A 17306-nucleotide genomic window follows, 5' to 3' on the forward strand; every position below is an offset into this window, starting at 1 on the left:
CCACGCGCTTCAGGCCTTCCAGAACGGCTTGCTGGCCTCTTGGCGCGCCTGCTCCCAGCTTAGGCCGATATCACGCAGTTGCTGATCATCGAGCTCGAGCAGGGCGCGCCGGGTGCGCCAGCGGTGCAGCATCAGGCCAGCACCGCTAAAGCCTGCTTGAGCGCTGGCGACCTGGGGCTGACGCGCCTCAAGCTGTTTCACTGCGGGTTGCACGCGCACATCACTGAAAACACCCATTGCTGCTTGCTCCTGTTCCAGATACACCGTGGAGAAAGCATGCGCGCCTGAGCCATAGCCAATACAGACGCAAAAAAGCTTTATTATTCCCATACAGAATTGGCGGATCTGGCGCTGAATGCTGTATTTTTGCCCGATCTGTACTGGTCAATCACCTCGAGCGCTGCAGGAGTATTGCCGTGACGCTGTATCTGAACCTCGCTGAGATGCTCGGCGCGCGCATCGAACAAGGTCTCTACCGGCCCGGCCAGCGGCTGCCGTCCGTGCGCGCGTTGAGTGTTGAACACGGGGTCAGCCTGAGCACCGTACAGCAGGCCTACCGCATGCTCGAGGACAACGGCCTGGTCGCGCCGCGGCCAAAATCGGGGTACTTCGTTACCGACCATCGCAGCCTGCCAGCGCTGCCCGCCGTGACCCGGCCAGCGCAACGGCCGGTGGAGATTTCACAGTGGGAGCAGGTGCTGGAGCTGGTGCGCGGCACGCCTCGGCCGGACGTGGTTCAGCTTGGCCGGGGCATGCCCGACGTTAACAGTCCAAGCCTCAAGCCCTTGCTGCGCAGCCTGGCCCAGCTCAGCCGGCGCCAGGACATGCCCGGCCTGTATTACGACAACATCCACGGCAACATCGCCCTGCGCGAACAGATCGCGCGGCTGATGCTCGATTCCGGCTGCCACGTCAGCCCGGCCGATCTGGTGGTGACCACCGGCTGCCACGAAGCGCTGTCGACCAGCATCCGCGCGGTGTGCGAACCGGGCGACATCGTTGCGGTGGATTCGCCCAGCTTTCACGGTGCCATGCAGACGCTCAAAGGCTTGGGCATGAAGGCGCTGGAGATCCCCACCGACCCGACCACCGGGATCAGCCTGGAGGCGCTGGAAATGGCCCTGGAGCAGTGGCCGATCAAGCTCATCCAGATCACCCCCAGCTGCAACAATCCGCTGGGCTACATCATGCCCGAGGCGCGCAAGAAGGCCCTGCTGACCCTGGCCCAGCGCTACGACGTGGCGATTCTGGAGGACGACGTCTACGGCGACCTGGCCTATAACTACCCGCGCCCGCCAACGGTCAAGTCGTTCGACGAAGACGGCCGTGTGCTGCTCTGCAGCTCATTCTCCAAGACCCTGGCGCCGGGCCTGCGCATCGGCTGGGTGGCGCCTGGGCGTTATCTGGAGCGGGTGCTGCACATGAAATACATCGGTACTGGCAGCACCTGTGTGCAACCGCAGCTGGCCATCGCCGACTTCATCGCAGGCGGTCACTACCACCCGCATGTACGCCGGATGCGCAGCCAGTATCAGCGCGGGCGCGATCTGATGAGCGACTGGGTGGCGCGCTACTTCCCGCCAGGCACCCGCGTCAGCCGGCCGCAGGGCGGCTTCATGCTGTGGGTCGAGCTACCGGAAAGTTTCGACACGCTGCGGCTGAACCGCGCTTTACTGGAACAAGGGGTGCAGATCGCGGTGGGCAGTATCTTCTCCGCCTCCGGCAAGTACCGGCACTGCCTGCGCATGAACTACGCGGCGCGGCCCAGCGCCGAGATCGAGGCGGCGGTACGCAAGGTCGGCGAAACCGCCTTGCGCCTGCTGGTCGATGATCACAGCGAGGCGTAACTTTGCCCCACCTGGCATGGTCCATAGCACTCAGCCTTCTGCGCACAGGACGATTCATCCTTGAGACTTCAGCGAGCTTTGCCTCTCATGCTGGCGCTGCTGCTCGGCCTTTCTGGCTGCGCCAGCGTCAATCCGGTTCGTGAAGTCAGCCAGGCGCTACCGGCCAGTGATTCGGCCTTTGGCCGCTCGGTGCAGCGCCAGGCCGCGCCCTATGAAGGTCGCTCGGGCTTTCGCCTGCTGCCCAACAGCAACGAGGCCTTCCGCGCCCGTGCCGAGCTGATCCGCAACGCCCAGGCCAGCATCGACGTGCAGTACTACATCGTCCACGACGGCCTCAGCACCCGGGCGCTGGTGCATGAACTGCTGCAAGCCGCCGACCGTGGCGTGCGCGTACGGATTCTGCTCGACGACACCACCAGTGACGGCCTCGACACGTTGATGGCCACCCTCGCCGCCCACCCCAACATCCATATGCGCGTGTTCAATCCGCTGCATCTGGGCCGCAGTACCGGTGTCACCCGCGGCGTCGGCCGCCTGTTCAACCTGTCGCGCCAGCACCGGCGCATGCACAACAAGCTGTTTCTGGTCGACAACAGCATGGCTATTGTCGGCGGGCGCAACCTGGGCGACGAGTACTTCGACGCCGAGCCCAACCTGAACTTCACCGACATCGACATGCTCGGCGTCGGCCCGGTAGCCGAGCAGCTTGGACACAGTTTCGATCAGTACTGGAACAGCGCCCTCAGCCGGCCGATCGGCGATTTCCTCTGGAGCATGCCGGATGCCGACGACCTGCGCGCCAGCCGCAGGCGTCTCGAGGTGTCACTGGCCGAGGCGCGGATCAAACGCAAGGCGCTGTATGACCGGCTGATGGCGTATCAATCGCAGCCGCGCCTGGACACTTGGCGCAACGAACTGATCTGGGCCCACAGCCAGGCGCTGTGGGACGCGCCGAGCAAGGTGCTGGCGCAAGACGAACCGGATCCGCATCTGCTGCTGACGCGGCAGTTGGCGCCGGACCTGAACAACGTCAAGCAAGAGCTGATTCTGGTGTCGGCGTATTTCGTCCCGGGTGAATCGGGGCTGGTGTATCTGACCAGCCGGGCTGACGCTGGAGTGTCGGTGCGGCTGCTGACCAACTCGCTGGAAGCCACTGACGTACCTGCGGTGCATGGCGGCTATGCGCCGTATCGGCGCGCCCTGCTTGAACACGGAGTGCAGCTGTTCGAGCTGCGCCGGCAGCCGGGTGATCCGAGTGCCGGGCGCGGCCTGAATTTCCATGGCGGTTCGGATTCGAGCCTGCACAGCAAGGCGATCGTGTTCGATCGGCACAAGACCTTTATCGGTTCGTTCAACTTCGACCCACGCTCGGTGTTGTGGAACACCGAAGTCGGCGTGCTGGTAGACAGCCCGGAGCTGGCCGAATACACCCGCGAGCTGGCCTTGCAGGGTATGGCGCCGGCGCTGAGTTACCAGCCGCTGCTGGAGAACGGCAAGATGGTCTGGGTGACTGAGGACAACGGCCGGCGGCATGTGCTGAGCAAGGAGCCTGGCGGCATGTGGCGGCGGTTCAATGCCTGGGTGAGCAAGGCGGTGGGGTTGGAGAAGATGCTTTGATTTGAGACCGCTGGGGGGGCTGCGCAGCGGCCCCAGCCATCTTCAGTCAGCCACCGGCTCAAAAGCCCCAGGCCGCCGGGTCAGCAGCACCAACCCCGCCGCCCCCAAGGCCATGATCAACGGCAACGCATGCCCACTGATCCACTGGCTGCCCGCCCCGGCCAACAGCGGCCCGAGCAGGCAACCAATGCCCCACAACTGCGCCACATGGGCGTTTGCCCGCACCAATTCATCATCGCGGTAGCGCTCGCCGATCAGGATCAGCGACAAGGTGAACAAGCCACCGGCACTGGCACCGAACAATACCCATAGCGGCCAGATCAACGCGGTCTCCATCAACAACGGAATCGCCAGGCTGGACACCATCAACGTCAGCGCACAACCACTGAACAGGGTGCGCCGCGACATCTTGTCGGCCAGCAGGCCAATCGGCAGCTGCAACACCGCATCACCGACCACCACTGTACTGACCATGAACAACGCCACCTCAGTGCTGAATCCCTGCTGCAGGCAATACACCGGTAGCAGGGTCAAGATCATTGCCTCGAACGCCGCAAACAAGGCAATCGCCCAGGCAATCACCGGCAGTCGGCGGCAGAATCCGAGCAGGTCGCGGAAGGTCACGCTGCACGCTTCGGTGGTCGGCGCACCGCCACGACCAAACAGCAGCAACGGCGCAAGGATCAGCAACCCGGTGGCCGCCCAGAAGCCAAAGTCATCATCCGAACCGAGCATGCCCAGCACCAGCGGCCCCGCCAGCTGGCTCAAGGCGTAGCTGCTGCCATACAGCGCCACCAGCCGGCCGCGCCACTGCTCGACCACCAACTGGTTGATCCAGCTCTCGCCAAGGATGAACACCACCGTCAGCGACATACCAATCACCAACCGCAGCGCCAGCCACAACGGGTAGCTGGGCAGCAACGCAACCAGGGCGATCGACAACGCTCCGCCCCACAGGCAAATGCGCATGGCTGCCGGCACGCCGACCCAGCCAGCCAGACGGCTGGCCAGGCTGGCGCCGATCAGCACGCCCACTGCCGGCATTGCCGCCATCACGCCGATGGCGAAGCTCCCGTAACCCCAGGTTTCCAGGCGCAGCGACACCAGCGGCATGCTCACGCCCAGCGCGAGGCCGACGCTGAGCACAGAGGCCAGCACGGCAAAGTAGGTAGCCCAACGCATGACTGCCTCCCAAGCAGAATTGTCTTTCACCCAACAGCAGCAAAGCCCGCCCCCAAAGGCAAGGCGCAGTCAGTGAGACTAACGCCGAACCGCCGGGAGCGGGCTTGCCCGCAGACGCTACCTAGAGGATTACAGCTTGATCCAGGTCGCCTTCAGCTCGGTGTACTTCTCCAGTGCGTGCAGCGACTTGTCACGGCCGTTGCCCGACTGCTTGAAGCCACCAAACGGCGCGGTCATGTCGCCGCCGTCATACTGGTTGACCCACACGCTGCCAGCACGCACGGCGCGAGCTGTCTTGTGCGCCTTGGAGATGTCCGAGGTCCAGATGCCTGCGGCCAAGCCGTATGGCGTGTCATTGGCGATGGCGATGGCTTCTTCGGCGGTGTCGAAGCTGATCACCGACAGGACCGGGCCAAAGATCTCTTCCTGGGCGATCTTCATGGCATTGGTCACGCCGTCGAAGATGGTCGGCTGCACATAGGTGCCACCGGTTTCTTCAAGGATGCGCTTGCCACCGGCAACCAGCTTGGCGCCGTCCTGATGGCCGGCATCGATGTACGACAGCACGGTGTTCATCTGCTGAGTGTCGACCAGCGCACCAACTGTGGTGGCCGGGTCCAGCGGGTTGCCGGGGGTCCAGGCTTTGAGCGCTTCGACGACCATAGGCAGGAACTTGTCCTTGATCGAACGCTCGACCAGCAGACGCGAACCGGCAGTGCAGACCTCGCCCTGGTTGAAGGCGATGGCGCTGGCAGCGGCTTCGGCAGCGGCTTGCAGGTCCGGTGCGTCGGCGAAGACGATATTCGGGCTCTTGCCGCCGGCTTCCAGCCAGATGCGCTTCATGTTCGACTCGCCGGCGTAGATCATCAACTGCTTGGCGATCTTGGTCGAGCCAGTGAACACCAGCGTATCGACGTCCATGTGCAGGGCCAGCGCCTTGCCTACAGTGTGACCGTAGCCTGGCAGTACGTTGAGCACGCCAGCCGGGATACCCGCTTCAATTGCCAGCTGGGCAATGCGAATGGCCGTCAGCGGCGACTTCTCGGACGGTTTGAGCACCACCGAGTTACCGGTCGCCAGCGCCGGGCCGAGCTTCCAGCAGGACATCAGCAGAGGGAAGTTCCACGGTACGATGGCGCCGACCACACCAACCGGCTCGCGGGTCACCAGGCCAAGCTGGTCATGCGGGGTTGGCGCGACTTCGTCGTAGACTTTGTCGATGGCTTCGGCATTCCAGTGCAGGGCTTGCGCCGCGCCAGGGATGTCGATGCTGGAGGAGTCGCTGATCGGCTTGCCCATGTCGAGGGTCTCGAGCAGGGCCAGCTCTTCGACATTGCTGCGTAGCAGCTCGGCGAAGCGGATCAGTTTGGCCTTGCGCTTGGCTGGCGCCAGACGCGACCAGACGCCAGACTCGAAGGTAGCACGGGCGTTTTCAACAGCGCGATCGGCATCGGCCACGTCACAGCTGGCAACCTTGGCCAGGAAGCGTCCGTCCACCGGGCTCAGGCAGTCGAAGGTCTGGCCGGAAACGGCGTCGGTATACTCGCCGTTGATGAAGGCGCGGCCTTCGATCTTCAGTTGTTGGGCACGCTGTTCCCAGTCTGCACGCGTCAGGGTGGTCATAGGAAACTCCTCCTCTTGTTAAGGTGCAGCGCCGCACTGAGGATTCTCGGGCGCTGGCAAAAATTCTGGCCGGGCGACAAGCGCACGCGGGCAGGAGTTACCCTAAACCAGCGCGGATAAACTATCAATATATTTGACACCAAAGGCCAAAATGCCTACAGATGTTAATTTTATTAAACAACAACAGGGTTCGACCGATGACCATCTCCAGCATTATCGACTTCGCCCAGGTGCTGACCGAAGCGGAACGCTACCGCCCGGCGGCCGAGAAAATCCTCAAGGGCGAGCCGGATCAGGCTGTATACAACCACTACTCAAGCCCATGCGGTCAGTTTGCGGCGGGCGTGTGGGAAGGCGCGGTCGGCCAATGGACGGTGAGTTACACCGAACATGAGTACTGCGAGATCGTCCACGGCGTATCGGTGCTGCGTGACAAGGCCGGCGATGCGAAGACGCTGCGTGCAGGTGACCGATTCGTCATTCCGGCAGGCTTCCAGGGCACCTGGGAAGTACTTGAGCCCTGCCGCAAGATTTACGTGATGTTCGAGCAGAAGTAAGTCGCGCCATGGCGTGGTGAACATGTACCGCTGATCGGCAAGCGCTGCAGTGAATCATGCAAGCGTCCAATTTCGGACACTTCAAGGAGATTCACCATGACCACCGACATCCTCGGCCCTGCTCGTCACGTCATCGGCTCGCGTTATGTAGAAAGCGTCAAAGCCTACATTCTCGAGTTGACCGGCCTGCATATCGCAGTCGGCCCCAACGACATCAGCACCATGGATCTCCGCACCGACCGCGTACTTATCCAGGCTGATGGCGACAACTGCATTACTGGCCTGGTGATTTCCTGAGCGCGCCGGGCAGGCCTTGAGCAAGGCGCTATAGCCGCAGACCAGCGCCTTGCTTGAACGATATCTGCCCAGCCATTCAGGCAAAAAAAAACCCGCTTCCGTGAGGAAGCGGGTTTTTTTCGGTCGCCGGATCAATTACTTGATCTTGGCTTCCTTGTAGGTCACGTGCTTACGGACGACCGGATCATATTTCTTGATCTCGATCTTGTCCGGGGTGGTGCGCTTGTTCTTGTCAGTGGTGTAGAAGTGGCCAGTGCCAGCACTCGATACCAGACGGATCAATTCACGCATGATGCTCTCCCTTAAACCTTGGCGCCAGCACGGCGGATTTCAACCAGAACGACATCAATGCCGCGCTTGTCGATGATACGCATGCCTTTGGCGGAAACGCGCAGACGCACGAAACGCTTCTCGGACTCAACCCAGAAACGGTGGTGCTGCAGGTTTGGCAGGAAACGACGACGGGTTTTGTTGTTTGCGTGGGAAATGTTATTCCCAGTCACCGGACCCTTACCGGTAACTTGACAGACTCTCGACATGCCTCAGCCCTCTAAAACCACATGCCCAACCCGGCATGGGTTGGCCGCTTAATCTCTCAGTCTATGGCGCTAGGCGCCGTGTTTCCGGGGGTCTTATCAACCTGATCCGCTTTCGCGACAGAGCGAGCCCCTAGAAAAGAGCGCTGCTTTATATCAGAAAGACTCGACCACAACAACAGAAAATGACTTTCTGCAGCAGGCCAAGCGAGTGCGGCAAGCATAACGACTAGGGTTGCAGGCTGTCGACCGCTCGTCGCTACGTTTGTAAAAAAGGGTGTGGTCATTTGTCAGTTCGCACACTAGGGTAGGACATTTCCAGACTGCACCGGCAGATGGGTCACTGATCAGCCAAGGACTTTACATGCGCGCCGCCGCTCGTTCCCTGTTGTTTTCATCCAGCCTGCTGCTGGCCGGCCTCGCCCAGGCCGCACCACTGGTGGTTTGTACCGAAGCCAGCCCGGAAGGCTTCGACGTGGTGCAGTACAACTCGCTGACTACCACCAATGCCTCGGCCGATGTGCTGATGAACCGCCTGGTCGAATTCGATGCCAAGCAGGGCAAAGTGGTGCCAAGCCTGGCGCTGAACTGGACTGTCTCGGCCGATGGTCTGGTGTACGACTTCAAGCTGCGTGACGACGCCAAATTCCACAGCACCGCCTACTTCAAGCCAAGCCGGGCCCTCAACGCCGACGATGTGCTGTTCAGCTTCCAGCGCATGCTCTACCCCGCTCACGCCTGGCACAAGACCGCGCCCGGCGGTTACCCGCACGCGCAGTCGCTGCAGCTGGGTAGCCTGATCAAATCGATCGATGCCAGCGACCCGCACACCGTGCGCTTCACCCTGAGCCATCCGGATGCGACCTTCCTGGCCACCCTGAGCATGGGCTTTGCCTCGATCTACTCGGCTGAATACGCCGACCAGCTGCTCAAGGCAGGCACCCCAGAGAAGCTCAACACGCAACCGATAGGTACCGGCCCGTTCGTATTCAAACGCTTCCAGAAGGACGCGCAGGTGCGCTACGAGGCCAACCCTGAGTACTTCGGCGGCAAGCCTGCGGTCGGGCCGCTGATCTACGCGATCACCCCGGACGCCAACGTGCGCCTGCAGAAACTCAAGCGCAACGAATGCCAGGTGGCGCTTTCGCCCAAGCCGCTGGATATCACTGCGGCCAGCGAGGACGATAAGCTCAAGGTCGAGTCCACCCCTGCCTTCATGACCGCCTTTGTCGCCATCAACAGCCAGCATCCGCCGCTGGACAAGCCCGAGGTGCGTCAGGCGATCAACCTCGCCTTCGACAAGTCGAGTTATCTCAAAGCCGTGTTCGAGGGCACCGCAACCGCCGCCAACGGCCCTTACCCGGCCAACACCTGGAGCTACGCCAAGGACCTGCCCGGCTACCCGACCGACCTGAAAAAAGCCCAGGCGCTGCTGGCCAAGGCGGACCTGCCAGACGGCTTCAGCACCACCATCTGGACCCGCCCGTCGGGCAGCCTGCTCAACCCCAACCCCAACCTCGGCGCACAGATGCTGCAGGCGGACCTGGCCAAGATCGGCATCAAGGCCGAAATCCGCGTGATCGAATGGGGCGAGCTGATCCGCCGCGCCAAAGCCGGTGAGCATGACTTGCTGTTCATGGGCTGGGCCGGCGACAACGGCGACCCGGACAACTTCCTCAGCCCGCAGTTTTCCTGCGCGGCGGTCAAGTCCGGGACCAACTTCGCGCGCTTCTGCGATAGCCGTCTGGACCAGCTGATCAACGCTGGCCGCACCACCAACGACCAAAGCGTGCGCAGCCGGCTGTATCAGCAGGCCCAGGCGCTGATCCAGCAGCAGGCTTTGTGGCTGCCGCTGGCGCACCCAACCGCCGCAACGTTGCTGGCCAAGGGTGTCGAGGGCTACCAGGTGAGCCCGTTCGGGCGGCTGGACTTCAGCAAGGTCTCGGTCACCCGCTGAATCACACGGTCCCCGTAGGAGCGGCCTTGTGTCGCGAAAGGCCAGCGTAGCTGGCCCGGCGATGTCAGTAGCGAAGCTGATATTTTGGGGGCGCTGCGCACCCCTTTCCGACCGGTCCGGCGCTCCGGCAAGGCCGCTCAGAGACAGCGCGTGGTAGCGGCATCCGCGCTCAGCCGCTGATCCAGCCCTCCTCGGCCATGGACAGCGGCTCGCCCTCGCCGATGATCAGGTGATCGAGCACACGCACATCGATCAGCGCCAGCCCGCGTTTGAGGGTCATGGTCAGGTGCACATCATCCTGGCTCGGCTCGCTGCTCCCGGAAGGATGGTTGTGGCAGATGATCAGCGCCGCGGCGTTGTGCACCAGCGAGTGCCGGACTACCTCACGTGGGTACACGCTGGCCCGGTCGATGGTGCCGCGAAAGAGGATCTCGAACGCCAACGGCCTGTGCTTGGAGTCGAGAAACAGGCAGCCAAATACCTCACTAGGTTCATGGCGCAGCATCGATTTCAGGTAACGCTTCACTGCCATCGGGCTTTCCAGCGCGGGGGCACGTTCGATGGTCTCGTGCAGATAACGCCGCCCGGTCTCCAGCAGTGCCTGCAACTGCGCGTACTTCACCGGTCCCAGCCCAGGCTCACCGAGCACTGCGCTGCGTGGCGCCTCGAGAAACTGCCGAAGGCCGCCAAAGCGCACCAGCAAGCCACGGGCAAGCTCGACGACATTGCGCCCGGCCACCCCCGAACCCAGCAGCACGGCGAGCAATTCGGCATCGGACAATGCGGCTGCGCCGCGCTGTAACAGCTTTTCTCGCGGCCGTTCGTCGGCCGGCCATTCCCTGATGTTCATTACTGCTCCTTGAGTGCTGCTGCGGCGCGTTTAAGCCGTGTGTTAATCTATTTCGCTTCGAAAATGCGACGATCTGCCGCAGGCCCCATCGTCGTCATCCGCTTACTGAAAAAAGGCAAGCCTATGCAGCGGCTGTATCGCAAGCGCATCGTTCTCGGCGTCGGTGGCGGCATCGCCGCCTACAAGAGCGCCGAGCTGATTCGCCGACTCCTGGAACACGGCGCCCAGGTGCGCGTGGTGATGACCCACGGCGGTGCCGAGTTCATCACCCCGCTGACCTTGCAGGCGCTGTCTGGTCACCCGGTGCACATGGACCTGCTCGACCCTGCCGCCGAAGCGGCGATGGGCCACATCGAACTGGCCAAGTGGGCCGATCTGGTGCTCATCGCCCCGGCTACCGCCGATCTCATGGCGCGCATGGCCCAAGGCATGGCCAATGACCTGCTGACCACCCTGGTGCTGGCCACCGACGCCACCGTCGCCGTCGCCCCGGCGATGAACCAGGCGATGTGGCGCGACCCGGCGACCCAGGCCAACCTGGAACTGCTGCAAAGCCGTGGTATTCAGGTATTCGGCCCGGCCTCCGGCAGCCAGGCCTGTGGTGACGTCGGCCTTGGCCGCATGCTTGAAGCCACCGACCTGGCCTGGTGCGCCGCCGAGAGCTTCAAGCGCCAGGCACTGACCGGCAAGCACGTGCTGATCACCGCCGGGCCGACCCAGGAAAACATCGACCCGGTGCGCTACATCACCAATCATAGCTCCGGCAAGATGGGTTTCGCCCTGGCCGAAGCGGCTGCCGAAGCCGGGGCTCGGGTAACCCTGGTGACCGGCCCGGTGCACCTGCAGACCCCCGACCGGGTCAACCGGATTGACGTGGTAAGCGCGCGGGACATGCTCGCGGCGTGCGAAGCCGCTATGCCGTGCGACCTGTTCATCGCTTCGGCTGCGGTTGCGGACTACCGCCCGGAAGTAGTCGCCACGCAGAAGCTCAAGAAGGATCCTACGACCGGCGACGGCATGCTGCTGCAGATGGTGCGTAATCCGGATATCCTTGCGACCATTGCTGGCCGTGCCGACCGCCCGTTCAGCGTCGGCTTTGCCGCCGAGACCGAACACTTGCTCGATTACGCCACGCGCAAGCTCAAGGACAAGAACCTCGACCTGATCGTCGCCAATGATGTGGCCAACCCCAGCATCGGCTTCAACAGCGAGGAAAACGCCCTGACCGTGATCGACCGCCAGCAGCACCAGACCCTATTCGCGCAGACCAGCAAGGGCAAGATCGCCCGCCAGCTGGTTGCTTTTATCGCCGAACGACTCAAGCAGGTTCAATAAGTTACATGCACGCTCTTCAAGCCAAGATTCTCGATCCGCGCATCGGCGCCGAATTCCCCCTGCCGCAGTACGCCACGCCTGGCTCCGCCGGCCTGGACCTGCGCGCCATGCTGCAACAGGACACCGTTCTCGAGCCTGGCCAGGCCCTGCTGATCCCGACCGGCCTGTCGATCTACATCGGCGATCCAGGCCTGGCGGCGTTGATCCTGCCGCGCTCGGGGCTGGGCCACAAACACGGCATCGTGCTCGGCAACCTGGTCGGTTTGATCGACTCGGATTACCAGGGCGAGCTGATGGTGTCGTGCTGGAACCGCGGCAATACCGCGTTCACCATCAACATTGGCGAGCGTATTGCACAGCTTGTCCTGGTACCTGTGGTACAAGCGCATTTCGACATCGTCGAGGCCTTCGACGAGAGCCAACGTGGCGCTGGCGGCTTCGGCCATTCGGGCAGCCAATAACGGCCAGAGAACGATCGTTTGCGCCACGGATGGCGAACTCTCTGGCGAAAGTACCGTCCAAGCGTGCAGTTTGCGCCTACCCAGAAGCCTTAGACATTGGAGCTTTCCCAGAGATGAACGATATGGTCCAGCTGGTCCCTGCACTGCCTGAGAGCATCTTCCGCGCCTATGACATCCGCGGCGTGGTCGGCAAGACCCTGCACGCTGAAACCGCTTACTGGATCGGTCGTGCCATCGGCGCCCAGACCCTCGCTCAGGGCGAGCCGAATATCTCGGTTGGCCGTGACGGCCGCCTGTCCGGGCCGATGCTGGTCGAGCAACTGATCAAGGGCCTGGTCGAAGCCGGCTGCAAGGTCAGCGACGTTGGCCTGGTGCCAACCCCCGCCCTGTATTACGCCGCCAACGTGCTGGCCGGTACCTCCGGGGTGATGCTCACCGGTAGCCACAACCCGTCCGACTACAACGGTTTCAAGATCGTCATCGCCGGCGATACCCTCGCCAACGAGCAGATCCAGGCCCTGTTGACCCGCCTGAAAACAGATGACCTGAGCCGCGGCGAAGGCAGCGTCGAGCAGGTCGAGATCCTCCAGCGCTACCATCAGCAGATCGTCGGCGATGTGAAGCTGGCGAAAAAACTCAAGGTAGTTGTCGACTGCGGCAACGGCGCAGCGGGCGTGAATGCCCCGCAACTGATCGAAGCTCTGGGCTGCGAAGTGATCCCGCTGTTCTGCGAAGTCGACGGCAACTTCCCCAATCACCACCCGGACCCGGGCAAGCCTGAAAACCTGCAAGACCTGATTGCCAAGGTCAAGGAAACCGGCGCCGATATCGGCCTGGCCTTCGATGGCGACGGCGACCGCGTGGGCGTGGTGACCAACACCGGCAACATTGTCTACCCCGACCGCCTGCTGATGCTGTTTGCCCAGGACGTGCTGTCGCGCAACCCAGGCGCCGAGATCATCTTCGACGTCAAATGCACCCGTCGCCTGACCCCGCTGATCGAACAGCACGGCGGTCGCGCGCTAATGTGGAAGACCGGCCACTCGTTGATCAAGAAGAAAATGAAGCTGACCGGCTCCTTGCTGGCTGGCGAAATGAGCGGGCACATCTTCATCAAGGAGCGCTGGTTCGGCTTTGACGACGGCATCTACAGTGCCGCACGCCTGCTCGAGATCCTCAGCCAGGCCGAGCAGGACGCCGAGAGCCTGTTCGCTGCATTCCCGAACGATATCTCTACGCCGGAAATCAATATTGATGTGACCGACGAGGGTAAATTCAGCATCATTGATGCACTGCAACGCGACGCCGACTGGGGTGAAGCCAACCTGACCACCATCGACGGTGTGCGGGTCGACTACGCCAAAGGCTGGGGCCTTGTCCGCGCCTCCAACACCACGCCGGTGCTGGTGCTGCGCTTCGAAGCCGACAGCGAGGCCGAATTGCAACGTATCAAGGATGTTTTCCGCGCGCAGTTGCTGCGGGTTGCCCCTGACCTGCAACTGCCGTTCTGACCGATTATCCGTTCCCACTGGAGCCCTGCATGACCCTCGATCGCGAAGCCGCCTCCCATGTAGCCGAAGTCTTGTCCGAAGCGCTGCCTTACATCCGTCGCTTCGTCGGCAAGACGCTGGTGATCAAGTACGGCGGCAACGCGATGGAGAGCGAAGAGCTCAAGACCGGCTTTGCCCGCGACATCGTGCTGATGAAAGCAGTCGGCATCAACCCGGTGGTAGTGCACGGCGGTGGCCCGCAGATCGGTGACCTGCTCAAGCGTCTGTCGATCGAGAGCCACTTCATCGACGGCATGCGCGTGACCGACTCGGCGACCATGGACGTAGTCGAGATGGTGCTCGGCGGCCAGGTCAACAAAGACATCGTCAACCTGATCAACCGCCATGGCGGCAGCGCCATCGGCCTGACCGGCAAGGACGCCGAGCTGATCCGCGCGAAAAAGCTCAAGGTCAGCCGCCAGACGCCAGAGATGACCTCGCCCGAGATCATCGACATTGGCCACGTCGGCGAAGTGGTCGGGGTCAACACCGACCTGCTCAACATGCTGGTCCGTGGCGACTTCATCCCGGTGATCGCCCCGATCGGTGTCGGCGCCAACGGTGAGTCGTACAACATCAACGCCGACCTGGTTGCCGGCAAGGTTGCCGAAGCGCTGAAGGCCGAGAAGCTGATGCTGCTGACCAACATTGCCGGTTTGATGGACAAGCAGGGCCAGGTCCTGACCGGCCTGACCACCGAGCAAGTCAACGAGCTGATCGCCGACGGCACCATCTACGGCGGCATGCTGCCGAAGATCAAATGCGCACTGGAAGCAGTCCAGGGCGGCGTGCAGAGTTCGCACATCATCGACGGTCGCGTGCCGAACGCGGTGCTGCTGGAGATCTTCACCGACAGCGGTGTAGGCACCCTGATCACCAACAGCAAGCGCGCCTTGGTCTGATTTTTTTTGGGGCTGCTTTGCAGCCCCGTAACACCCCTGCAGAAACTAATATCTACCCTGGAGAAAGCGCGTGAAATACGCATCACATGGACTCGTGCTGGCAGCCGTTCTGGCTGTCGGGTCCCTCGCCGGCTGCGCCACTGAAACGTCCAAAGCTGTTGCCGTGCAACAGGTCGAAAGCGTCAACCGCCCGTACAGCGGCCAACGCACCCCAATCGCTGTGGGCAAGTTCGACAACCGTTCCAGCTACATGCGCGGGATCTTCTCCGACGGCGTCGACCGCCTCGGCGGCCAGGCCAAGACCATCCTCATCACCCACCTGCAGCAGACCAACCGCTTCAATGTGCTTGATCGCGACAACATGGGCGAGATCCAGCAGGAAGCGACCATCAAGGGCATGGCGCAGAAGCTCAAGGGTGCGGATTTCGTGGTCACCGGTGACGTCACCGAGTTCGGCCGCAAAGAAGTCGGCGACCACCAGTTGTTCGGCATTCTTGGCCGCGGTAAAACCCAGATCGCCTACGCCAAGGTGGCATTGAACATCGTCAATATCAGCACCTCGGAAGTGGTCTATTCGACCCAGGGTGCCGGCGAGTACGCCCTTTCCAATCGCGAGATCATCGGCTTTGGCGGTACCGCCAGCTATGACTCCACGCTCAACGGCAAGGTCCTCGACCTGGCCATGCGCGAAGCGATCAACAAGATGGTCGACGCGATCGACAACGGCCAATGGAAGCCTCAAGCCCGATAAGCTGAGCAGCACAACAAGGAAGACACATTCATGAGCATCATCCCTCAAGGCTGGCGCCTGGTCGCCGGCGTTGTGCTGGGCAGCGTTCTGCTGACCGGCTGCGGCACCCCGCACAAACCACTGTATCAGTGGGAAGGCTACCAGCCGCAGGTCAACGAGTACTTCAAGGGCCAGGCCAAGGAAGAACAGGCCATAGCCCTCGAGCGCGACCTTGAGAAGATCAAGGCCAAGAATGGCGCCGTGCCCCCGGGTTACCACGCGCAGCTGGGGCTGATCTATTCCAGCCTGGGCAAGGACGACCAGATGATTCAGCAGTTCCAGACTGAAAAGGCCTTGTTCCCTGAGTCGGCCAAGTACATGGACTTTCTCATGAACAACGCGCGCAAAGGGGCCAAACAATGATCAAGCGGATCACCCAACTGATCGTCGGCGCCTGCGTGCTGGCCTTGTTCGCCGGTTGCGCCGAGCGCCGTACCGTGGACTACTCTGCGTACAAGCAGGCGCGGCCCAAGTCGATCCTGATTCTGCCGCCGCTGAACCAGTCGCCGGACGTCAAGGCCACCTACAGCATGCTTGCGCAGGTGACCTATCCGCTGGCCGAAGCGGGTTATTACGTAATGCCGGTGGCGCTGGTCGACGAGACCTTCCGCCAGAACGGCATGACGACGCCATCGGATATCCATGAGCTGCCGACCAGCAAGCTGCAGGAGATCTTCGGCGCCGATGCCGGCCTGTACGTGACCGTGAGTGACTATGGCACCCGCTACATGGTGCTTAGCAGCGCGACCATCGTTACCGCCAGCGCCAAGCTGGTCGACCTGAAGACCGGCACCACGCTGTGGACCGGTAGCGCCACAGCGTCCAGTGAGGAAGGTCGGCAGAACCAGGGTGGCCTGATCGGCATGCTGGTGATGGCGGCGGTCAACCAGGTCATCAGCAGCGTGCAGGATGACGCCGGCTACCCGATTGCCGGCATGACCAGCGCGCGGTTGCTGTCACCGTATCCGAACGGCGGCATTCTGTATGGCCCGCGTTCGCCCAAGTACGGTACCGACTGAATCCCGAGTGGAATTTACGCGCTCTGAGGAATAAGCAGGGGCCTGTACAAGCACAGGCCTCTGCTGCGGGATCAGATCCCGTATTGCGCGCGGTACGCCTCGACCGCTGGCAAGTGCTGCTTGAGCTGCGGATCGTCAGCGAGGAACTCAAGTACCTGGGTCAGCGAAACGATGCTGACCACCGGGATACCGAAGTCGCGCTCCACTTCCTGGATCGCCGACAGCTCGCCGTTGCCACGCTCTTCGCGGTTGAGCGCGATCAGTACGCCGGCGGCTTTGGCCTGCTGTGCGCTGATGATCTGCATGACTTCACGGATCGCGGTACCGGCGGTGATCACGTCATCAATGATCAGCACATTGCCTTCCAGCGGTGCGCCGACCAGGCTACCGCCCTCGCCATGGGCCTTGGCCTCTTTGCGGTTGAAGCACCACGGCACGTCCAGCTGATGTTGGTCGGCCAAGGCGACCGCAGTGGCCGAAGCCAGCGGGATGCCTTTGTAAGCCGGGCCAAACAGCACGTCGAAGGGGATTTTGCTGTCGACGATGGCCGCCGCGTAGCAACGTCCCAACTGCGCCAGTGCCGAGCCGCTGTTGAACAGCCCCGCATTGAAGAAGTACGGGCTGGTACGCCCCGATTTCAGGGTGAATTCACCGAAGCGCAGAACGCCGCGATCGATGGCAAAACGGATGAAGTCGCGCTGATACGGCTGCATGAAAAAGTCCCAGACACCACGGATTTAGCTAAATGAGTTGAGCTCGGGTATCATACACGCACGAGATTTT

The 17306-nt window shown here is 62.3% G+C and carries 18 protein-coding genes and 1 pseudogene; 12 read left to right on the forward strand and 7 right to left on the reverse strand.

The window, feature by feature from the left end; genetic code table 11:
* Nucleotides 1-9: 9 nt before the first annotated feature.
* The gene (locus tag FW789_RS22615; protein ID WP_103435565.1) at nucleotides 10-237 is read right to left on the reverse strand and encodes a DUF1127 domain-containing protein; all 228 of its coding nucleotides are present in this window, start codon (nucleotides 235-237) and stop codon (nucleotides 10-12) included.
* Nucleotides 238-416: 179 nt separating this feature from the next.
* On the opposite strand from FW789_RS22615, the gene FW789_RS22620 reads away from it, so the two are divergent.
* On the forward strand, nucleotides 417-1847 hold the full coding sequence (locus tag FW789_RS22620; RefSeq protein ID WP_101322899.1) for an aminotransferase-like domain-containing protein: 1431 nt from the start codon (nucleotides 417-419) through the stop codon (nucleotides 1845-1847).
* Nucleotides 1848-1907: 60 nt separating this feature from the next.
* The gene (locus FW789_RS22625) at nucleotides 1908-3464 is read left to right on the forward strand and encodes a phospholipase D family protein (protein WP_186700361.1); all 1557 of its coding nucleotides are present in this window, start codon (nucleotides 1908-1910) and stop codon (nucleotides 3462-3464) included.
* Between the two features lie 42 nt (nucleotides 3465-3506).
* Here the strand turns inward: FW789_RS22625 and FW789_RS22630 are convergent, their stop codons facing one another.
* Both FW789_RS22630 and FW789_RS22635 read right to left on the reverse strand, forming a co-directional pair.
* Nucleotides 3507-4646 carry an MFS transporter gene (locus tag FW789_RS22630; RefSeq protein ID WP_186700359.1) on the reverse strand — a complete coding sequence of 380 codons (1140 nt, stop codon included), beginning with the start codon at nucleotides 4644-4646 and terminating at the stop codon, nucleotides 3507-3509.
* A 129-nt stretch (nucleotides 4647-4775) separates the two neighbouring features.
* Nucleotides 4776-6269 carry an aldehyde dehydrogenase gene (locus FW789_RS22635; protein ID WP_101322896.1) on the reverse strand — a complete coding sequence of 498 codons (1494 nt, stop codon included), beginning with the start codon at nucleotides 6267-6269 and terminating at the stop codon, nucleotides 4776-4778.
* 197 nt (nucleotides 6270-6466) lie between these two features.
* On the opposite strand from FW789_RS22635, the gene FW789_RS22640 reads away from it, so the two are divergent.
* Together FW789_RS22640 and FW789_RS22645 are read left to right on the forward strand one after the other, a co-directional pair.
* Nucleotides 6467-6826, forward strand: a complete 360-nt coding sequence (locus tag FW789_RS22640; RefSeq protein ID WP_101322895.1) for a cupin domain-containing protein — start codon at nucleotides 6467-6469, stop codon at nucleotides 6824-6826.
* Between the two features lie 96 nt (nucleotides 6827-6922).
* Complete coding sequence (locus FW789_RS22645; protein ID WP_103435561.1) at nucleotides 6923-7123, forward strand: hypothetical protein; 201 nt, start codon at nucleotides 6923-6925, stop codon at nucleotides 7121-7123.
* Nucleotides 7124-7258: 135 nt separating this feature from the next.
* Here the strand turns inward: FW789_RS22645 and rpmG are convergent, their stop codons facing one another.
* The gene (gene rpmG, locus FW789_RS22650) at nucleotides 7259-7414 is read right to left on the reverse strand and encodes a 50S ribosomal protein L33 (protein ID WP_021702025.1); all 156 of its coding nucleotides are present in this window, start codon (nucleotides 7412-7414) and stop codon (nucleotides 7259-7261) included.
* 11 nt (nucleotides 7415-7425) lie between these two features.
* A complete protein-coding gene (gene rpmB / locus FW789_RS22655) occupies nucleotides 7426-7662 on the reverse strand; it encodes a 50S ribosomal protein L28 (protein ID WP_101322893.1) in 237 nt (78 codons plus the stop codon).
* Between the two features lie 361 nt (nucleotides 7663-8023).
* Between rpmB and FW789_RS22660 the strand changes: the two genes are divergently transcribed.
* Complete coding sequence (locus FW789_RS22660; protein ID WP_207072856.1) at nucleotides 8024-9616, forward strand: ABC transporter substrate-binding protein; 1593 nt, start codon at nucleotides 8024-8026, stop codon at nucleotides 9614-9616.
* A 169-nt stretch (nucleotides 9617-9785) separates the two neighbouring features.
* On the opposite strand, the gene radC is transcribed toward FW789_RS22660, so the two are convergent.
* Nucleotides 9786-10466 (reverse strand): RadC family protein, encoded by a 681-nt coding sequence (radC, locus tag FW789_RS22665; RefSeq protein WP_446432078.1) that lies wholly within the window; start codon nucleotides 10464-10466, stop codon nucleotides 9786-9788.
* Nucleotides 10467-10589: 123 nt separating this feature from the next.
* Between radC and coaBC the strand changes: the two genes are divergently transcribed.
* The 7 genes and pseudogenes from coaBC (at nucleotide 10590) to FW789_RS22700 (ending at nucleotide 16523) form a co-directional block, all read left to right on the forward strand.
* Nucleotides 10590-11801, forward strand: a complete 1212-nt coding sequence (coaBC, locus tag FW789_RS22670) for a bifunctional phosphopantothenoylcysteine decarboxylase/phosphopantothenate--cysteine ligase CoaBC (RefSeq protein WP_101322890.1) — start codon at nucleotides 10590-10592, stop codon at nucleotides 11799-11801.
* A gap of 5 nt (nucleotides 11802-11806) precedes the next feature.
* A complete protein-coding gene (gene dut, locus FW789_RS22675) occupies nucleotides 11807-12262 on the forward strand; it encodes a dUTP diphosphatase (RefSeq protein ID WP_446432079.1) in 456 nt (151 codons plus the stop codon).
* A gap of 137 nt (nucleotides 12263-12399) precedes the next feature.
* A pseudogene (locus FW789_RS22680) lies at nucleotides 12400-13773 on the forward strand (phosphomannomutase/phosphoglucomutase); the annotation flags it as partial.
* A gap of 29 nt (nucleotides 13774-13802) precedes the next feature.
* Nucleotides 13803-14714: an acetylglutamate kinase gene (gene argB / locus FW789_RS22685; RefSeq protein WP_103435555.1), complete on the forward strand. Its 912-nt coding sequence runs from the start codon at nucleotides 13803-13805 to the stop codon at nucleotides 14712-14714.
* 70 nt (nucleotides 14715-14784) lie between these two features.
* The gene (locus tag FW789_RS22690; protein WP_101322886.1) at nucleotides 14785-15465 is read left to right on the forward strand and encodes a CsgG/HfaB family protein; all 681 of its coding nucleotides are present in this window, start codon (nucleotides 14785-14787) and stop codon (nucleotides 15463-15465) included.
* A gap of 30 nt (nucleotides 15466-15495) precedes the next feature.
* A complete protein-coding gene (locus tag FW789_RS22695) occupies nucleotides 15496-15867 on the forward strand; it encodes a DUF4810 domain-containing protein (protein ID WP_207072854.1) in 372 nt (123 codons plus the stop codon).
* A complete protein-coding gene (locus FW789_RS22700) occupies nucleotides 15864-16523 on the forward strand; it encodes a DUF799 domain-containing protein (protein WP_103435554.1) in 660 nt (219 codons plus the stop codon). Before FW789_RS22695 ends, FW789_RS22700 begins: the two co-directional genes overlap by 4 nt.
* Nucleotides 16524-16594: 71 nt before the next feature.
* On the opposite strand, the gene pyrE is transcribed toward FW789_RS22700, so the two are convergent.
* The gene (gene pyrE, locus FW789_RS22705; protein ID WP_101322883.1) at nucleotides 16595-17236 is read right to left on the reverse strand and encodes an orotate phosphoribosyltransferase; all 642 of its coding nucleotides are present in this window, start codon (nucleotides 17234-17236) and stop codon (nucleotides 16595-16597) included.
* Nucleotides 17237-17306 lie beyond the last annotated feature (70 nt).

This window comes from Pseudomonas sp. 1121_17, assembly GCF_052850745.1.

Coding starts and splice junctions, on each gene's coding strand:
- FW789_RS22615 (WP_103435565.1), bottom strand. CDS start 237: ATGGGTGTTTTCAGTGATGTGCGCGTGCAACCCGCAGTGAAACAGCTT.
- FW789_RS22630 (WP_186700359.1), bottom strand. CDS start 4,646: ATGCGTTGGGCTACCTACTTTGCCGTGCTGGCCTCTGTGCTCAGCGTC.
- FW789_RS22635 (WP_101322896.1), bottom strand. CDS start 6,269: ATGACCACCCTGACGCGTGCAGACTGGGAACAGCGTGCCCAACAACTG.
- FW789_RS22640 (WP_101322895.1), top strand. CDS start 6,467: ATGACCATCTCCAGCATTATCGACTTCGCCCAGGTGCTGACCGAAGCG.
- FW789_RS22645 (WP_103435561.1), top strand. CDS start 6,923: ATGACCACCGACATCCTCGGCCCTGCTCGTCACGTCATCGGCTCGCGT.
- rpmG (WP_021702025.1), bottom strand. CDS start 7,414: ATGCGTGAATTGATCCGTCTGGTATCGAGTGCTGGCACTGGCCACTTC.
- rpmB (WP_101322893.1), bottom strand. CDS start 7,662: ATGTCGAGAGTCTGTCAAGTTACCGGTAAGGGTCCGGTGACTGGGAAT.
- FW789_RS22660 (WP_207072856.1), top strand. CDS start 8,024: ATGCGCGCCGCCGCTCGTTCCCTGTTGTTTTCATCCAGCCTGCTGCTG.
- radC (WP_446432078.1), bottom strand. CDS start 10,466: ATGAACATCAGGGAATGGCCGGCCGACGAACGGCCGCGAGAAAAGCTG.
- coaBC (WP_101322890.1), top strand. CDS start 10,590: ATGCAGCGGCTGTATCGCAAGCGCATCGTTCTCGGCGTCGGTGGCGGC.
- dut (WP_446432079.1), top strand. CDS start 11,807: ATGCACGCTCTTCAAGCCAAGATTCTCGATCCGCGCATCGGCGCCGAA.
- argB (WP_103435555.1), top strand. CDS start 13,803: ATGACCCTCGATCGCGAAGCCGCCTCCCATGTAGCCGAAGTCTTGTCC.
- FW789_RS22695 (WP_207072854.1), top strand. CDS start 15,496: ATGAGCATCATCCCTCAAGGCTGGCGCCTGGTCGCCGGCGTTGTGCTG.
- FW789_RS22700 (WP_103435554.1), top strand. CDS start 15,864: ATGATCAAGCGGATCACCCAACTGATCGTCGGCGCCTGCGTGCTGGCC.
- pyrE (WP_101322883.1), bottom strand. CDS start 17,236: ATGCAGCCGTATCAGCGCGACTTCATCCGTTTTGCCATCGATCGCGGC.